This window comes from Streptomyces sp. BYX5S (assembly GCF_054724165.1).
Genome location: NZ_CM138829.1, coordinates 166,748 through 182,094 on the forward strand (window position 1 = coordinate 166,748; position 15,347 = coordinate 182,094).

The following is a 15,347-nucleotide window of genomic DNA, read 5'->3' on the forward strand; positions in this document are numbered from 1 at the left end:
GACTCATGGTGGGGCGGGAGGGTTGTACGTGAACCGGGAGCAAATCGAGCCCCTCCGGCGATTGAGGAGGGGGACGGGGCCTCAGGACGTGAAGTCGCGGGTGGTGAAGGTGAGGTCGGGGGTGGGGGAGAGGATCGTGACCTTGTCCTTGCCCTCGGACGTCGTCCGCTGGAGGGCCGCGTCGTCGTGGCCGTCGCCGTCGTAGTCGGCGACCGCCACCACATGGCCCCGCGCCGCGGCCACCCGTGTCTTTCCGGCGCGGACGATGTGGACGTGGTCCGTCGCGTCGGAGACGAGCAGGGACGGGCGGGCGGCCGTGTCGCCGGCCAGGTCGGCCGTGGTCAGGGCCTCGCCCGGGACCCGGACCGTGCGCCCGGCCGCGCCTCCCGGGCCGTACAGGGTCACGCCGTCCGCCCCGAGGACGGCCGAGCCGAAGCGGCCGAACGTCACCGCCGAGCCGGCCGGGAGCGCGGCGCCCTGGGTGAGGCCGCCGCGGCCGCCGAGGACGAGTGTCGAGCGCGCCGTGCCCGCGTGGGCGCGGACCACGAGGTCGTCCGTGCCGTCCCCGTCGACGTCGGCCGCGGGACCCACAGGAACGTTTCCGCCGACCTGTGCGAGGCGGGCCGTGCCGCGAGGCGCGCCGGAGCGGGTGAACGGCCCCGGCAGCACGCTGAGCCGGCCCCCGCTCGCGTGCACCACGAGGTCGGCGCGCCCGTCGCCGTCGAAGTCCCCGCACACCGGCTGGTCGGCCCACTCGTTGCCGAACCGGGCCCGCGCCGGGATCTTCAGCATGGCGCCCTTGCCGGAGATCCCGGTCGGCGAGCCGAACAGGATGCGCAGCGGGACCGGGGGCATGCCCTGGCCGTCGTACGGCGGGTCGGTGGAGACGACGAGATCGGCGAAGCCGTCGCCGTCGAGGTCGCAGCTCGCCTCGGCGGCGAAGGTCCCCGCCCCGTACGTCGCCGGGGTCAGCAACTGCCGGGTGCCCGGCACGAGTCCGTGGCCCTTCTTGCCGTAGACGATGCCGATGCCGGGGTCGTCGCCGAGCCCGTCGCGCGCGAGGTCGTCGAGGACGAGGTCGGGGGCGCCGTCACCGTTGAAGTCGGTGGGCAGTTCGCTGCCGGTGCCGCGCGGGACCGGCAGCGGGGCGCTGTGCCGCTGCTTGCCCGCCACCGTCGCGGGGCGCGGGGCGTCCGCGCCGCCCTGGCCGCCGCCGCACCCCGTGAGGACGGCGGCGAGGCACAGCGCGCCGAGCGCCAGAGGTGTCCGTCCGCCCGCTCTGCCCATCGACAACGCTCCCGCTCGTCCCACAAGTTGACAACCGCCCCATGATGGCGGGCGCCGGGCGGAAACGGTAGATCAGCGCAGTGCGTCGCCGAACGAGAGGTTCGCCCCGGACAGCCCGAAGTCCGCGCCGTTGAACGACGTGACGCCCGTCGTCGTCAGGTACGGGGAGGAGCCCCGCAGCACCGTGACGGCGCCCGCGTCGGCGGCCGGGCCGATGTCCTCGCCGGACGCGGCGACGGAGAGGTCCGCGCGGCCGCCCCCGTTGACGTCCTTGAGGCGGACGGTGGAGCCGAAGGCGTCCCCGGTCTCCGCGACGCCCGGCACCCCGGCGGTGTCCTGGTGGTAGGCGCGGCCCGCGTCGATGTAGCCGCTGCCGCCCTTGAGGAGGACGACCGAGCCCGCGCCGCGCACGCCGTCGACGGTCTCGCCGGGCGCGCCGACCGCGACCTCGTCGCAGCCGTCGCCGTCCACGTCCCCGACCGCCACGGACGCCCCGAACCGGTCCTCGGTCTCCGTCGCTCCCGGTATCCCGGCGCTGTCCTGGGTGATCTTGTCCATGCCCTCCATCTCGTCGGTGAAGATGGTGGATCCGCCGTAGAACACCCAGACCGAGTTGTCGGCGGCCTGGCCGGTGACGAGGTCCGGGTGGCCGTCGCAGTTCACGTCGCCGGTGGCGGCGGCCCCGGTGGTGGAGCCGGCGTACTGGCCGTCGATCCGTCCCGAGTAGTAGCCGATGTCGCCGGGGCCGCCGTTGACCCACCCCGTGTACGGGCTGCCGTCGGCGTGCTTGCCGTAGAGGACGTACGTGTACGTCTCGCCGACGCCCGGCTTGCGGAACTGGTCGGCGGTGAGACCTTCGAGGGTCACGTCGGACGGGACGAATTCGACCTCCGGCGCGTAGGCGTCCTCCGGCTTGTTGGAGTCGGAGTACCACCAGAACTTCTTGGCGCTGACGGCGGCGAGCTGCGCGTGGTCGTCGCCGTCGAGGTCGACGAAGACGGCGCCCTCGCCGAACCGTTCGTCGTTGCTGGAGGGCGCGTGGTAGACGGTGGCGCCCTGGGTGAAGCCGCCTGCGCCGCCCCAGACCACGTTCAGGGAGCCGCTCGCCCAGTCGGTGACCTGCTCGCCGGGGGCGCCGACGATCAGGTCGGCGTAGCCGTCGCCGTTGACGTCCCCGCTGGTGACGTTCTCCCCGAACTCGTCCTCCTTCTCGGTGGTCCCGGGGACGCCGGAGGTCTCCTGCGTGATCGTCACGGCCTTGCCGGTGCCCACGCCGGACGACGAACCGAACGTCACCGTCACGGCGTTGGCCTTCGGCGTGCCGATGGCGAGGTCGCGGTAACCGTCGCCGTTGAAGTCGTCCTTGAGCGTGGTCGCGGCGGACGCGGTCCCGGCGAGGGGGAGGGCGAGGCCGCCCGCGGTCAGGGCGGCCACCCCGGCGGCCATGGCGAGTTTGGTGAGGCGCACGTCAACTCCAGCGTTGGGTGAGGCAGTTGTTCTCCGTAGTGCGCTGGGTGTGACGGCTGGGGACCGGCGAATGGTTGTACGCGGGCCGCCGGTCCCCGTCGTCGAGCGGGCGTCAATCAGTCGTCGATCGCCGCCCCGAACCGCGCGTCGAGGGACGGAGCGGACAGCGATCCCGCCCCGTACGTCCACGATCCGGCCGCCGTGACCCCGCCGGAGCCCGCCGAGAAGACCCAGACCACGCCGTCGTTGGTGTTCTCGCCGGGCGCCGCCGCGAGGAGGCCGAACCGGCCGTCGTCGTTGGGGTCGGTGAAGGAGACCTGGCCGCCGAACTTGTCGCCCTTCTCGGCCTCTCCGGGGACGTCCGCCGAGTTCTGGTTGAAGTCCCGCACGTCGCTGGTCCGCAGGCCGAGGGTGGTGCCCCGCATGACCGTGACCGCGCCCGCGTCGGCGACCGTCCCGATGTCCTCGCCGGGCGCGCCGATCGCGACGTCGGCGTACCCGTCGCCGTTCGTGTCGCCGACGGACAGGTCGGCGCCCCAGGCGTCGCCCTTCTCAGCGGTGCCGGGCACGCCGTCGGAGTCCTGCGTCCACCACTGCGGTTCCCCGGTGAGGCCCGAGCCCGAGCCGTAGTGGACGCCGACCATGCCGCCGGTCGTCCACGGGCCGCCGTCGTCGGGGCTGTTGGGCTCGCCGGTGACGAGGTCGTCCTTGCCGTCGCCGTTGACGTCCCCGGAGGCGGCGACCGGGCCGCCGCGCAGGGTGAGGTTCGGCAGCGGTTCGGCGTCGGCGGCGGTGCCGGGGATGACGTACGACCAGCCGTCGCCGGACTCGTCGCCGACGGAGAGGCCGGAGACGACGAGGTCGGCGAAGCCGTTGGCGTCGTAGTCGCCGGTGGTCAGGGACTTCGGCTGGATGCCGGTCGGTGCGGCCAGGGTGGCGGCGCGTGCGGTGGCGGTCGGCGCCTTGCCCTTGGGCTCCTCGGCCTTCGGCGCCTTGGGCGCGAAGTCGGTCCGGGAGTCGCGGACCAGCTTCTTGCCCGCGTCGGCGGTGGATCTGGCGGCGCTCGCGGCCTCGTAGCGGTAGACCGTGAGGCCGACCGAGTCGAGGACGGCGAGCAGGTCGCCGTCGCCGCCGTCGGTGAAGCGGGCGGCGGCGAGCGACTGGCCGAACTTGCCGCCCGCGGTGGGCTCGTCGGCCTCGATCCACTGGCTGGCGCTGCCGGTGAGGCCCTTGGGCGTGCCCCACAGGACGACGCCGCCGCCGGAGTCGGTGACCGTGCCGACGTCCTCGCCGGGCGCGCCGACGATCGCGTCGTCGTAGCCGTCGCCGTCGAGGTCCCCGGTGGCGACGGCCTGCCCGAACGCGTCGCCCTTCTCGGCGGCGCCCGGCACCCCGGTCGTGTTCTGGCTGATCACGGCGGAGCGGGACGTCCCCATGCCGCTCGCGGCGCCGTACTGGACGGTGACGAGCCCGGCCCCGGCGTATCCGCCGACGGTGGCCCCGGGGGCGCCGACGAGCACGTCGTCGTAGCCGTCGCCGTTGAAGTCGGTGTTGCGGTCGTTCGCGCGGGTGCCGCCGGGTGTGCCCGCGTACGCGGACGGGGCGGCGGCGATGAACGTACCGGTGAGAAGAAGGAACGAGGCCGCGGCGAGGGCGGCCGAACGGTTCTTGCGCACGTGCGGCTCCTTGGCTGAAGGAAGACCGGGCAGCGCGGGGGGATGACCGGAAAGGGCCCGTTCCTTGTCCGGCGCACCGTTTGACACGGGATCGGGCGCAAGGGTTGTACGGGACGGAACAAGAGAAGTGGGCCCCCTGACAGAACAAGAGGGCACCCCGTCGTGACGGGGTGCCCTCAAGTGGCGTGCGAGGCCGGTTACTTCACCGGCTCCGGCTCCGGCGCGTCCTCGGTCTCCGCCTCGCCCGCCGGGTCGACCGGCGTCTTGACGGAGTCGAGCAGCAGCTGGGCGACGTCGACGACGGTGATGGACTCCTTGGCCTTGCCGTCGTTCTTCTTGCCGTTGACCGAGTCGGTCAGCATGACGAGGCAGAACGGGCAGGCGGTGGAGACGATGTCCGGGTTCAGGCTCAGCGCCTCGTCAACACGTTCGTTGTTGATGCGCTTGCCGATCCGCTCCTCCATCCACATCCGCGCACCACCGGCGCCGCAGCAGAAGCCGCGCTCCTTGTGGCGGTGCATCTCCTCGTTGCGGACTCCGGGGACGCTGGCGATGATCTCGCGCGGCGGCGTGTAGATCTTGTTGTGGCGGCCCAGGTAGCACGGGTCGTGGTACGTGATGATGCCCTCGACCGGGGTCACCGGAAGCAGCTTGCCCTCGTCGACGAGGTGCTGGAGCAGCTGCGTGTGGTGGATGACCTCGTAGTCGCCGCCGATCTGCGGGTACTCGTTGCCGATCGTGTTGAGGCAGTGCGGGCAGGTCGCGACGATCTTCTTCGCGGTCTTCGGCTTCCGCGACTCCTCGGTCACCTTGCCGTCGTCGTCGTACTCCTCGCCGAAGGCCATGTTGAGGGACATGACGTTCTCCTGGCCGAGCTGCTGGAACAGCGGCTCGTTGCCGAGGCGGCGGGCGGAGTCACCGGTGCACTTCTCGTCGCCGCCCATGATCGCGAACTTGACGCCCGCGATGTGGAGGAGTTCCGCGAAGGCCTTGGTGGTCTTCTTGGCGCGGTCCTCCAGGGCGCCGGCGCAGCCGACCCAGTACAGGTACTCGACCTCGGTGAGGTCCTCGATGTCCTTGCCGACGACCGGCACCTCGAAGTCGAGCTCCTTGAGCCACTCCAGGCGCTGCTTCTTCGCCAGGCCCCAGGGGTTGCCCTTCTTCTCCAGGTTCTTGAGCATCGTGCCCGCCTCGGACGGGAACGCGGACTCGATCATCACCTGGTAGCGGCGCATGTCGACGATGTGGTCGACGTGCTCGATGTCGACCGGGCACTGCTCGACGCAGGCGCCGCAGGTGGTGCAGGACCACAGGACGTCCGGGTCGATGACGCCGTTCTCCTCGACCGTCCCGATCAGCGGGCGCTCGGCCTCGGCGAGAGCGGCGGCCGGAACGTCCTTGAGCTGCTCCTCGGTGGCCTGCTCCTCGCCCTCCATGGACTTGCCGCCACCGGCGAGCAGGTAGGGGGCCTTGGCGTGCGCGTGGTCGCGCAGCGACATGATGAGCAGCTTCGGGGAGAGCGGCTTGCCGGTGTTCCACGCGGGGCACTGCGACTGGCAGCGGCCGCACTCGGTGCAGGTGGAGAAGTCGAGCAGGCCCTTCCAGGAGAAGTGCTCGACCTGGGAGACGCCGTAGACGTCGTCCTCGCCCGGGTCCTCGAAGTCGATCGGCTCGCCCTTGGAGGTCATCGGCAGCAGCGCGCCGAGGGAGACGTCGCCGTCGGCCCGACGCTTGAACCAGATGTTGGGGAAGGCCAGGAAGCGGTGCCAGGCGACACCCATGTCGGTCTTCAGGGCGACCGTGATCATCCAGATGAACGAGGTCGCGATCTTCAGCCCGGCGAAGAAGTAGGTGAGGTTCTGGAGCGTGGAGACGTCCAGGCCCGACAGCGCGTTCACCACGGGGTACGAGATGAAGAAGGACGCCTCGTAGCTGTCGACGTGGTGCTGGGCGCCTTCGAGGGCGTGCAGCATGAAGATGCAGACGCCGACGATGAGGATGACGGCCTCGACGAAGTACGCCTGGCCGAAGTTCGAGCCCGCGAAGCGGGACTTGCGGCCCGGCTTGTTGGGCTTCGACAGCTGGCGGATCACGATGAGCGCCGCGATGCCGAGGACCGTCATCGTGCCGATGAACTCGACGAAGATGTTGTACGGCGCCCACTCGCCGATGATCGGGAGCAGCCAGTCGGCCTGGAACAGCTGGCCGATGGCGTTCACGATCGTCAGCAGCAGCGAGAAGAAGCCGACGGCGACGAACCAGTGCGCGAAGCCGACGATGCCCCACTTGTTCATGCGGGTGTGGCCGAGGAACTCCTTGGCCACGGTGACGGTGCGCTGCACGGGTTCGTCGGTACGCGTCCCGGCGGGGACGTTCTGGCCGAGCCGCATGTGGCGGTAGATCTGCGCGATGGCTCGGACGAACAGAGCCACGCCGACCACGATCAGGGCCAGCGACACGATGATCGCGGCGAGTTGCATTTGGGGGCTCCTCGGGCCTGCGAGGGAAGTCTTCTCGGGACGGGTCGGGACGGATGCTGATTACTAAGCGGTAACTTAGGTCGTCCGTCTGAGACTACCCACTTACCCGTTCGCAATGTAGTCGCCGGGCTGGTGATCTGTGTCGCGCAGGTAGCCCTTACGCGGGCCTGCGCGGGGCGGCCAAGCCGATCGTGTTATTCACCCCATATTTGGACATAGCGGAATAACTTATGGGGATGAGCGCACCGTTGACGACTTCGCCCTCCACCCATCTGATCACCGGAGGTGCCGGCTTCGTCGGCTCGCACCTCACCGACGCGCTGCTCGATCTGGGGCACACCGTCGTCGTCCTCGACGACCTGTCCACGGGCGACCGCGCCAACCTCGCCACCGCCTGGCCCAGCCCGAAGCTCCGCTTCGTACGCGGCTCGGCCCTCGACGACCGCCTCGTCGACGAGCTCGTCAGCCGCTGCGACACGGTGGTCCACCTCGCCGCCGAGCGCGCCAGCCCGGTCGTCGCGGCCGCCCACCGGCACGGCCGCCGCCTGCTCCTCGTCGACTCCGACGGCCCCCACGGCGGCGAGGGCTACAGCGGCACCGACGTGACGCGGGTCCGCCTGCACGACACCGTCGGCCCGCGCCAGTCGCCCGCGCGCGGCGCCCTCGTGCCGCGCCTCGCCGGGCAGGCGGTCGCGGGCCTGCCGCTCACCCTGCACGGCGACGGCACCCGGCGGCTGCGCCTCACGCACGTCACCGACACGGTCGACGCGCTGGTGCGGCTGCTCGCCGAGCCCGCCGCGGCCGGGCGCGCCTTCGACGTCGCCGGGGACCAGGAGACGGCCGTCGCCGACCTCGCCGGCATCGTGGTGGAACGTTCCGGCTCCGCGTCACCGCTCCGCTTCGTCCCGGACGAGGGGGCGGGCGCCCCCGGCGGACCGGCGCCCGACACCCGGCCACTGCGCGAACTCACCGGCTGGCAGCCGGGCCTCGGCCTCACCGACATCGTGGACGCGGCCCTCGTCGACGCGGGCCGCGCGTCCGGCGCCGTTCCCGCCGCGACGGTCGGGGCCTGACATGAGGATCGCGGTCGTCCACGGTTTCGGTGCGCCGGGCGGCGAGGACGAGGCCGTGCTCGACCAGGTCGCCGCCCTCACCCGGGCCGGGCACGAGGTGCGCCTCGTGACGGTCGACCGGCGCGGGAACGGGCCGCTCGCGGCGCTGCGCGCGTTCGGGCCCGACGTGGTGCACGTCCACCACCTGTTCCCCGCCTTCGGGCGCGCCTGGATCGCCGAGTGGACCGGCCCCGTCGTCGCCACCCTGCGCCGCGGCCGCCCCCGCGGCGCCCGGTTCGCCGCGCTCCAGTTCGGGTGGACGGCGCGCGGGGACCTGCGGCAGGACCCGCTGCTGCGCCGGGCCGACCGGCTCGTGGCCCTCTCGGAGACCGGCCGGGACGCGTACGCGCGGGCGGGGCTGCCCAGGGAGCGGCTCGACGTGGTGCCGGACTTCGTGCCCCGGGCCGTGGAGGCGGCGGCCGAGGGCGGCGACGCGTGGGTGTGCGTGGGGCGGCTCGCGCCGGACAAGGGCGTGCTCGGACTGCTGCGCCGCTGGCCCGCCGGTGAGCGCCTCGACGTCGTCGGGACGGGGCCGCTGGAGGGGCGGTGCCGGGCGGCGGCGCCCGCCGGGGTGCGGCTGCGCGGGGCCGTGGGGCGTGGGGAGCTGCGGCGGGAGCTGCCGGGGTACCGGGGGATCGTGCTGCCGGGGCCGGTGGCTCCGCTGGTGTACGCGGAAGCGCTCGCGGCGGGGCTGCCGGTGCTGGCCTTCGAGGGGGCGGCCGGGGCGGTGGTGCCGCGCGCCGTGCGCGCCGAGGGCACCGGGACCGTGACGGCGCCGGACGCGCACCTGCCCGACGCGCTGGATGTCGCGGGCAAGGTCTTCCCGACGCTGCGGGAGCACTGCCGCGCGGTGTACGCGAAACGGTACGGGGAAGCCGTGTGGGTCGAGCGGATCGAGCGGCTGTACGCCTCGCTCGCAGCGTAATTTCGCGTCATCACTCCCGTACTGACTGACAAAAGGCCAGGTCAGAGCCATGCCTTCAGCGGTCTGCCGATAAGGGCAGGATAAAACTTGAGTGGGGCTGACTCAGGTCTGTTGACGCCGAGGGGGGAGGTGTTGCAGTCTTGAGCCAGTTCCACTCAAGTAGGTAGCTGGAGGAATCGAAATGGCACGTGCGGTCGGCATCGACCTGGGCACGACTAACTCCGTCGTCAGCGTTCTGGAGGGCGGTGAGCCCACCGTCATCGCGAACGCCGAGGGCGCCAGGACCACGCCGTCCGTCGTCGCTTTCGCGAAGAACGGCGAGGTGCTGGTCGGCGAGGTCGCCAAGCGCCAGGCGGTCACGAACGTGGACCGGACCATCCGCTCGGTGAAGCGCCACATGGGCACCGACTGGAAGATCGATCTGGACGGGAAGGACTTCAACCCGCAGCAGATCTCGGCGTTCATCCTGCAGAAGCTGAAGCGCGACGCGGAGTCCTACCTCGGCGAGAAGGTCACGGACGCGGTCATCACCGTCCCGGCCTACTTCAACGACTCGGAGCGGCAGGCGACGAAGGAAGCCGGCGAGATCGCCGGCATGAACGTCCTGCGCATCGTCAACGAGCCGACGTCCGCGGCCCTGGCCTACGGCCTGGACAAGGACGACCAGACCATCCTGGTCTTCGACCTCGGTGGCGGCACCTTCGACGTCTCGCTCCTGGAGATCGGCGACGGCGTCGTCGAGGTGAAGGCCACGAACGGCGACAACCAGCTCGGCGGTGACGACTGGGACCAGCGCGTCGTCGACTACCTGGTCAAGCAGTTCAACAACGGCCACGGCGTGGACCTCTCCAAGGACAAGATGGCGCTCCAGCGCCTGCGCGAGGCCGCCGAGAAGGCGAAGATCGAGCTGTCCTCCTCCACGGAGACCACGATCAACCTGCCGTACATCACGGCCTCCGCCGAGGGCCCGCTGCACCTGGACGAGAAGCTCACGCGCGCCCAGTTCCAGCAGCTCACGTCCGACCTTCTGGAGCGCTGCAAGACGCCGTTCCACAACGTCATCAAGGACGCGGGCATCAACCTCTCCGAGATCGACCACGTCGTTCTCGTCGGTGGTTCGACCCGTATGCCCGCCGTCGCCGACCTGGTCAAGGAGCTGACCGGCGGCAACGAGGCCAACAAGGGCGTGAACCCGGACGAGGTCGTCGCCATCGGCGCCGCCCTCCAGGCCGGTGTCCTCAAGGGTGAGGTCAAGGACGTCCTGCTCCTCGACGTGACCCCGCTGTCCCTCGGTATCGAGACCAAGGGCGGCATCATGACCAAGCTGATCGAGCGCAACACGACGATCCCGACGAAGCGCTCGGAGATCTTCACGACGGCCGAGGACAACCAGCCGTCGGTGCAGATCCAGGTCTACCAGGGCGAGCGCGAGATCGCGGCGTACAACAAGAAGCTCGGCATGTTCGAGCTGACCGGTCTGCCGCCGGCCCCGCGCGGTGTCCCGCAGGTCGAGGTCGCCTTCGACATCGACGCCAACGGCATCATGCACGTCACGGCCAAGGACCTCGGCACGGGCAAGGAGCAGAAGATGACCGTCACCGGTGGCTCCTCGCTGCCGAAGGACGAGGTCAACCGGATGCGCGAAGAGGCCGAGAAGTACGCGGACGAGGACCACGCCCGCCGCGAGGCCGCCGAGTCGCGCAACCAGGGCGAGCAGCTCGTCTACCAGACGGAGAAGTTCCTCAAGGACAACGAGGACAAGGTCCCGGGCGAGGTGAAGACCGAGGTCGAGGAGGCCGTCACCGAGCTGAAGGAGAAGCTCAAGGGCGAGGACTCGGCCGAGATCCGCACCGCCACCGAGAAGGTCGCCGCCGTCTCGCAGAAGCTGGGCCAGGCCATGTACGCCGACGCCCAGGCCGCGGGCGCCGAGGCCCCTCAGGGTGACGCCCCGAAGGGCGACGCCAAGGCCGACGACGACGTCGTGGACGCCGAGATCGTCGACGAGGACAAGGACCGCAAGGACGGTGCCGCGTGACGGAGGAGACCCCGGGCTTCGAGGAGAACGAGAAGCCTGACGTCCCCTCCGGCGCCACCTCCGACGACGCCGAGCCGCAGGACGCTCCCTCCGACAAGGAGGGGGCGGCCCCGGCCGGGGACTCAGCTTCCGCATCGGACGTTGCCCTGACGGCGCAGCTGGACCAGGTGCGTACGGCGCTCACCGAGCGCACCGCCGACCTCCAGCGCCTTCAGGCCGAGTACCAGAACTACCGGCGCCGTGTGGAGCGGGACCGCGTCACGGTCAAGGAGGTCGCCGTCGCGAACCTCCTGTCCGAGCTGCTTCCCGTCCTCGACGACGTGGGCCGGGCCCGTGAGCACGGCGAGCTCGTCGGCGGCTTCAAGTCCGTCGCCGAGTCGCTGGAGACGGTCGCCGCGAAGATGGGCCTTCAGCAGTTCGGCAAGGAGGGCGAGCCCTTCGACCCGACCGTGCACGAGGCCCTGATGCACTCCTACGCGCCGGACGTCACGGAGACGACCTGCGTGGCGATCCTCCAGCCGGGCTACCGGATCGGCGAGCGCACCATCCGCCCCGCGCGGGTGGCCGTGGCCGAGCCGCAGCCGGGCGCGCAGGCCGGTTCGTCCGACGAGGCGGCCGACAAGGACGCCGAGAAGGAGAACGGTGGCCCGGAAGAGGGCTGACGTCATACACGTAACAGGAACAGGTGAGGAGGGACGTCGAGGCCGATGAGCACCAAGGACTTCATCGAGAAGGACTACTACAAGGTCCTCGGCGTCCCCAAGGACGCCACCGACGCCGAGATCAAGAAGGCGTACCGCAAGCTCGCCCGCGAGAACCACCCCGACGCCAACAAGGGCAACGACAAGGCGGAGGAGCGCTTCAAGGAGATCTCCGAGGCGAACGACGTCCTCGGCGACCCCAAGAAGCGCAAGGAGTACGACGAGGCGCGCGCCCTGTTCGGCGGCGGCGGGTTCCGGCCCGGCCCCGGCGGCGCGGGCGCGGGCGGCTCGTTCAACTTCGACCTCGGCGACCTCTTCGGAGGCGGCGCCCAGGGCCAGGGCGGACAGGGCGGCTTCGGCGGCGGCATCGGTGACGTGTTCGGCGGTCTGTTCAACCGGGGCGGCGCGGGCGCGGGTACGCGGACGCAGCCGCGCCGGGGCCAGGACATCGAGTCCGAGGTGACGCTCAGCTTCACCGAGGCCGTCGACGGGGCCACGGTCCCGCTGCGGATGTCCTCGCAGGCCCCCTGCAAGGCGTGCTCCGGCACCGGCGACGCGAACGGCACACCGCGCGTGTGCCCGACGTGCGTCGGCACCGGGCAGGTCTCGCGGGGCGGCGGTGGCGGCTTCTCCCTCACCGACCCGTGCGTGGACTGCAAGGGCCGCGGCCTCATCGCCGAGACCCCGTGCGACGCCTGCAAGGGCAGCGGGCGGGCCAAGTCCTCCCGCACCATGCAGGTCCGGATCCCGGCCGGGGTCTCCGACGGCCAGCGCATCCGCCTGCGCGGCAAGGGCGCTCCCGGTGAACGGGGCGGCCCGGCGGGCGACCTGTACGTCGTGGTCCACGTGGACGCGCACCCGGTCTTCGGCCGCAAGGGCGACAACCTCACGGTCACCGTCCCGGTGACGTTCACCGAGGCGTCGCTCGGCGGCGAGGTCAAGGTGCCCACGCTCGGCGGTCCCGCCGTCACCCTGAAGCTGCCCGAGGGCACGCCGAACGGGCGGACGATGCGGGCCCGCGGCAAGGGCGCGGTCCGCAAGGACGGCACGCGCGGGGACCTGTTGGTGACGGTCGAGGTGGCCGTCCCCAAGGACCTTTCGGAAGACGCCCGTTCGGCCCTCGAGTCGTACCGCAAGGCGACTGAGGACACCGACGTGCGGGCAGAACTGTTCAAGGCCGCGAAGGGAGCGTGAGTGTGATGGACGGGCAGCACGGCCGTCGGCGCAGCAACCCGTACGAACTGACCGACGAGACGCCGGTGTACGTCATCTCGGTGGCGGCACAACTGTCCGGCCTGCACCCGCAGACCCTGCGCCAGTACGACCGCCTCGGCCTGGTCTCGCCCGACCGCACGGCCGGGCGCGGCCGGCGCTACTCGGCGCGCGACATCGAACTGCTGCGCACGGTGCAGCAGTTGTCGCAGGCCGAGGGCATCAACCTGGCAGGCATCAAGCGCATCATCGAGCTGGAGAACCAGGTCGCCGCGCTCCAGTCCAGAGTCGCCGAGCTCTCCGCCGCGGTGGAGACCGCCGCCTCCGCCATCCAGCAGCGCGAGGCCGCGGTGCACGCCTCGTACCGCCGGGACCTGGTCCCCTACCAGGAGGTCCAGCAGACCGGCGCGCTGGTGGTGTGGCGCCCGAAGCGCGCGAAGGACTGACACCCGCACACAGGTGAAGGGGCCCGCCGACCATCATGGTCGGCGGGCCCCTTCGCATGTCCCGGTCCACCGCCTCACCGGCCCGTCGACTGCCAGACCGCGACCACCAGAGCGGCGCACGAGGTCAGCGCCGCGAGCGACGGCAGGGGCCAGCGGGAGCGTTCGAGGGCGTCGAGCCGGTCCTCGTGCTCGCCCAGCGTCTTGTCCGTCTGATCGGCGCGCTGGAGCACCAGCGCCAGATTGCCCTGGGTGGCGGCGAAGCCGACGTCCACGGAGCGGCGCAGCCGCTCCAACTCCAGGGCCACATCGACCTGTTCACCCACTCCTCCGTCTCCTCTCATGCGCGGGGCACGCGCAGCTTGTCCCAGCTGGTGCGGCCCGGGATGCCGTCGGCGTCCGCGCCCGAGTAGCCGAGCCGGCGCTGCCAGGCCGCGTACGAGGCCACGTCGGCCGCGGTCCACTCCGGGCCCGGCCCGACCCGGTACCGTCCGCAGCCCTCCGCGACGAGGCGTCTGCCGACGGCCGTGATCAGGGCGCTGCGGCGGCCCGGGACGAAGAAGGCGGCGCCGGGGAAATCCGCGTACGAAGAGGGCTTCGGGGGCTTCGGGGTGGTGCCGAGGCGGGCCTCGACGCGGGTGCGCATGCCGGGCATCGAGAACGACGGGTCGATCTTGCGGCGGGTCCACTCCTTGTGGCCGACGACGCTCGCCGCCGTCCAGCCGTGGGCGCGGCACAGGGCGGCGGAGAGCCGTTCGACGGCGGTGAGTTGGGGCGAGGGGTAGGGGTCCCGGCCGTTGCCGAGGTTCTCGATCTCGAAACCGTAGAAATGGATGTTGCCGTCGACGGAGTCGGGGCCCGGCGGGGAGGGCAGGGCCCGTTCGGCGCGGACGGCCGCGTACACGGCGGCCGAACCGGAACCCGCGTGGTTGGTGCGGCCGTAGCCGACCAGGTGGACGGTGCCGTCCTTCGCGACCAGGCCCGCGCAGAGCGGACCCGGCAGGGCGGCGGTGCCGTCGCGGCACAGGGCGAGGCTGTCGCGGCCCGCGGTGTGGTGCAGCATGACGCCGTTCACCGGGCCCCACGGGCCCTTGTGATCGCGGTTGTGCGTCTGCCAGTCGGCGTGTTCACGAATCCGTACGCCCTCGTCGCGCAGGGCGCGGGCGAAGGCGTACGCGGTCAGGGGTGTGGCCACCGGGCGCTCCTACGGGATCGGGTCGACGCGGATGAAACGCGTGTCGAAGTAGGCGGTGTTCGTGGTGGCGCTGGAGCGGTAGGCGGGGGTCGCCGTGTGGGTCGTGCCGACGGCGAGGCTGCTCACCAGGAACTGTGCGGAGACCGAGGTACGGCTGGTGATCTGGATCGCCGCCGAGCGGTTGTCGTCCGCGGCGAGGACCACCGTGCCGGCGGCGTTGCGGATGTTGGCCGACATGTACGAGGTGCCGCTGGCGGACGACCGGATGTAACTGCCCACGGTGACGATGACCTGGCCGGACGCCGGGACGGTGAACGTCGCCGCCATCGGGTCGCCGCCGGCGTTGGAGAGGGTCTCCACGTACGAGGTCGACGCGGTGTCCCCGTCGTCGACGTTGACCCGGTACACCGGCACCGGGGCGATCGGCACCCACGCGGTGCCGGTGTGGTACATCATCCGGCCGGGCGTGCCGATCCAGGCGACCATGCCGGCGACCGGGGCGGGCAGTTTGGCGTCGCGGGTCGCGGTGTCCGGGAAGCGCATGACGAGGCGGCCGTCCGCGGCGTCGGCGAGCGCCTTGAGATGGGCGGGGAGGTCGGCGGGATCGGTGGCCTGAGGGTAGGGGAGCGAGCTGACGGGGGTGTACTGGATGGTCACGGGGACTCCTCGACGGTGACGGTGAGCAGGGCGTCACCGAGTGGTTGTTGTTCGACGGGCACCGGTTCCTGGTACGAGGCGAGTTCTTCGAGGAGGGCGTCCGGCGGTTCTACGGGGGTGGGGGTGTCGGAGGATTCGGGCACGGTGCACTCCGTGG

14 protein-coding genes are annotated in these 15,347 nt (G+C 71.5%); 6 read left to right on the forward strand and 8 right to left on the reverse strand.

Annotation, left to right across the window (positions count from 1 at the left end; translation table 11 throughout):
- Window positions 1–81: 81 nt before the first annotated feature.
- The 4 genes from ACYBSK_RS00745 to ACYBSK_RS00760 all read right to left on the reverse strand — a co-directional run bounded on the left by ACYBSK_RS00745 (window position 82) and on the right by ACYBSK_RS00760 (window position 6,910).
- Window positions 82–1,287 (reverse strand): FG-GAP repeat domain-containing protein, encoded by a 1,206-nt coding sequence (locus ACYBSK_RS00745; RefSeq protein ID WP_460244830.1) that lies wholly within the window; start codon window positions 1,285–1,287, stop codon window positions 82–84.
- A 72-nt stretch (window positions 1,288–1,359) separates the two neighbouring features.
- The gene (locus tag ACYBSK_RS00750; protein WP_460244831.1) at window positions 1,360–2,754 is read right to left on the reverse strand and encodes an FG-GAP and VCBS repeat-containing protein; all 1,395 of its coding nucleotides are present in this window, start codon (window positions 2,752–2,754) and stop codon (window positions 1,360–1,362) included.
- Between the two features lie 116 nt (window positions 2,755–2,870).
- Window positions 2,871–4,430, reverse strand: coding sequence for an esterase (locus ACYBSK_RS00755; protein ID WP_460244832.1), 1,560 nt, complete (start codon window positions 4,428–4,430; stop codon window positions 2,871–2,873).
- A gap of 197 nt (window positions 4,431–4,627) precedes the next feature.
- Window positions 4,628–6,910, reverse strand: a complete 2,283-nt coding sequence (locus ACYBSK_RS00760) for a (Fe-S)-binding protein (RefSeq protein ID WP_460244833.1) — start codon at window positions 6,908–6,910, stop codon at window positions 4,628–4,630.
- Between the two features lie 236 nt (window positions 6,911–7,146).
- Here ACYBSK_RS00760 and ACYBSK_RS00765 point away from each other — a divergent pair, with 236 nt between their 5' ends.
- The 6 genes from ACYBSK_RS00765 (at window position 7,147) to ACYBSK_RS00790 (ending at window position 13,341) form a co-directional block, all read left to right on the forward strand.
- The gene (locus tag ACYBSK_RS00765) at window positions 7,147–7,983 is read left to right on the forward strand and encodes an NAD-dependent epimerase/dehydratase family protein (protein WP_460244834.1); all 837 of its coding nucleotides are present in this window, start codon (window positions 7,147–7,149) and stop codon (window positions 7,981–7,983) included.
- A 1-nt stretch (window position 7,984) separates the two neighbouring features.
- Entirely contained in the window at window positions 7,985–8,947 is a 963-nt protein-coding gene (locus tag ACYBSK_RS00770) for a glycosyltransferase family 4 protein (protein ID WP_460244835.1), read from the forward strand.
- A 181-nt stretch (window positions 8,948–9,128) separates the two neighbouring features.
- Window positions 9,129–10,982: a molecular chaperone DnaK gene (dnaK, locus tag ACYBSK_RS00775; protein ID WP_457474854.1), complete on the forward strand. Its 1,854-nt coding sequence runs from the start codon at window positions 9,129–9,131 to the stop codon at window positions 10,980–10,982.
- Window positions 10,979–11,644 carry a nucleotide exchange factor GrpE gene (gene grpE, locus ACYBSK_RS00780; RefSeq protein WP_457474855.1) on the forward strand — a complete coding sequence of 222 codons (666 nt, stop codon included), beginning with the start codon at window positions 10,979–10,981 and terminating at the stop codon, window positions 11,642–11,644. The genes dnaK and grpE overlap by 4 nt, the downstream gene beginning before the upstream one ends.
- Before the next feature lie 45 nt (window positions 11,645–11,689).
- Window positions 11,690–12,877, forward strand: a complete 1,188-nt coding sequence (dnaJ, locus tag ACYBSK_RS00785; protein WP_457474856.1) for a molecular chaperone DnaJ — start codon at window positions 11,690–11,692, stop codon at window positions 12,875–12,877.
- A gap of 5 nt (window positions 12,878–12,882) precedes the next feature.
- Window positions 12,883–13,341 carry a heat shock protein transcriptional repressor HspR gene (locus tag ACYBSK_RS00790; RefSeq protein ID WP_457474857.1) on the forward strand — a complete coding sequence of 153 codons (459 nt, stop codon included), beginning with the start codon at window positions 12,883–12,885 and terminating at the stop codon, window positions 13,339–13,341.
- A gap of 74 nt (window positions 13,342–13,415) precedes the next feature.
- Here ACYBSK_RS00790 and ACYBSK_RS00795 read toward each other — a convergent pair whose 3' ends face one another.
- The 4 genes from ACYBSK_RS00795 to ACYBSK_RS00810 are packed head-to-tail and all read right to left on the reverse strand — an operon-like array spanning window position 13,416 to window position 15,333.
- A complete protein-coding gene (locus ACYBSK_RS00795; RefSeq protein ID WP_457474858.1) occupies window positions 13,416–13,664 on the reverse strand; it encodes a hypothetical protein in 249 nt (82 codons plus the stop codon).
- Between the two features lie 14 nt (window positions 13,665–13,678).
- A complete protein-coding gene (locus ACYBSK_RS00800) occupies window positions 13,679–14,533 on the reverse strand; it encodes a peptidoglycan-binding protein (RefSeq protein ID WP_457474859.1) in 855 nt (284 codons plus the stop codon).
- 9 nt (window positions 14,534–14,542) lie between these two features.
- Complete coding sequence (locus tag ACYBSK_RS00805) at window positions 14,543–15,190, reverse strand: hypothetical protein (protein WP_457474860.1); 648 nt, start codon at window positions 15,188–15,190, stop codon at window positions 14,543–14,545.
- Complete coding sequence (locus tag ACYBSK_RS00810; protein ID WP_460244836.1) at window positions 15,187–15,333, reverse strand: hypothetical protein; 147 nt, start codon at window positions 15,331–15,333, stop codon at window positions 15,187–15,189. Before ACYBSK_RS00810 ends, ACYBSK_RS00805 begins: the two co-directional genes overlap by 4 nt.
- Between the last annotated feature and the right edge of the window lie 14 nt (window positions 15,334–15,347).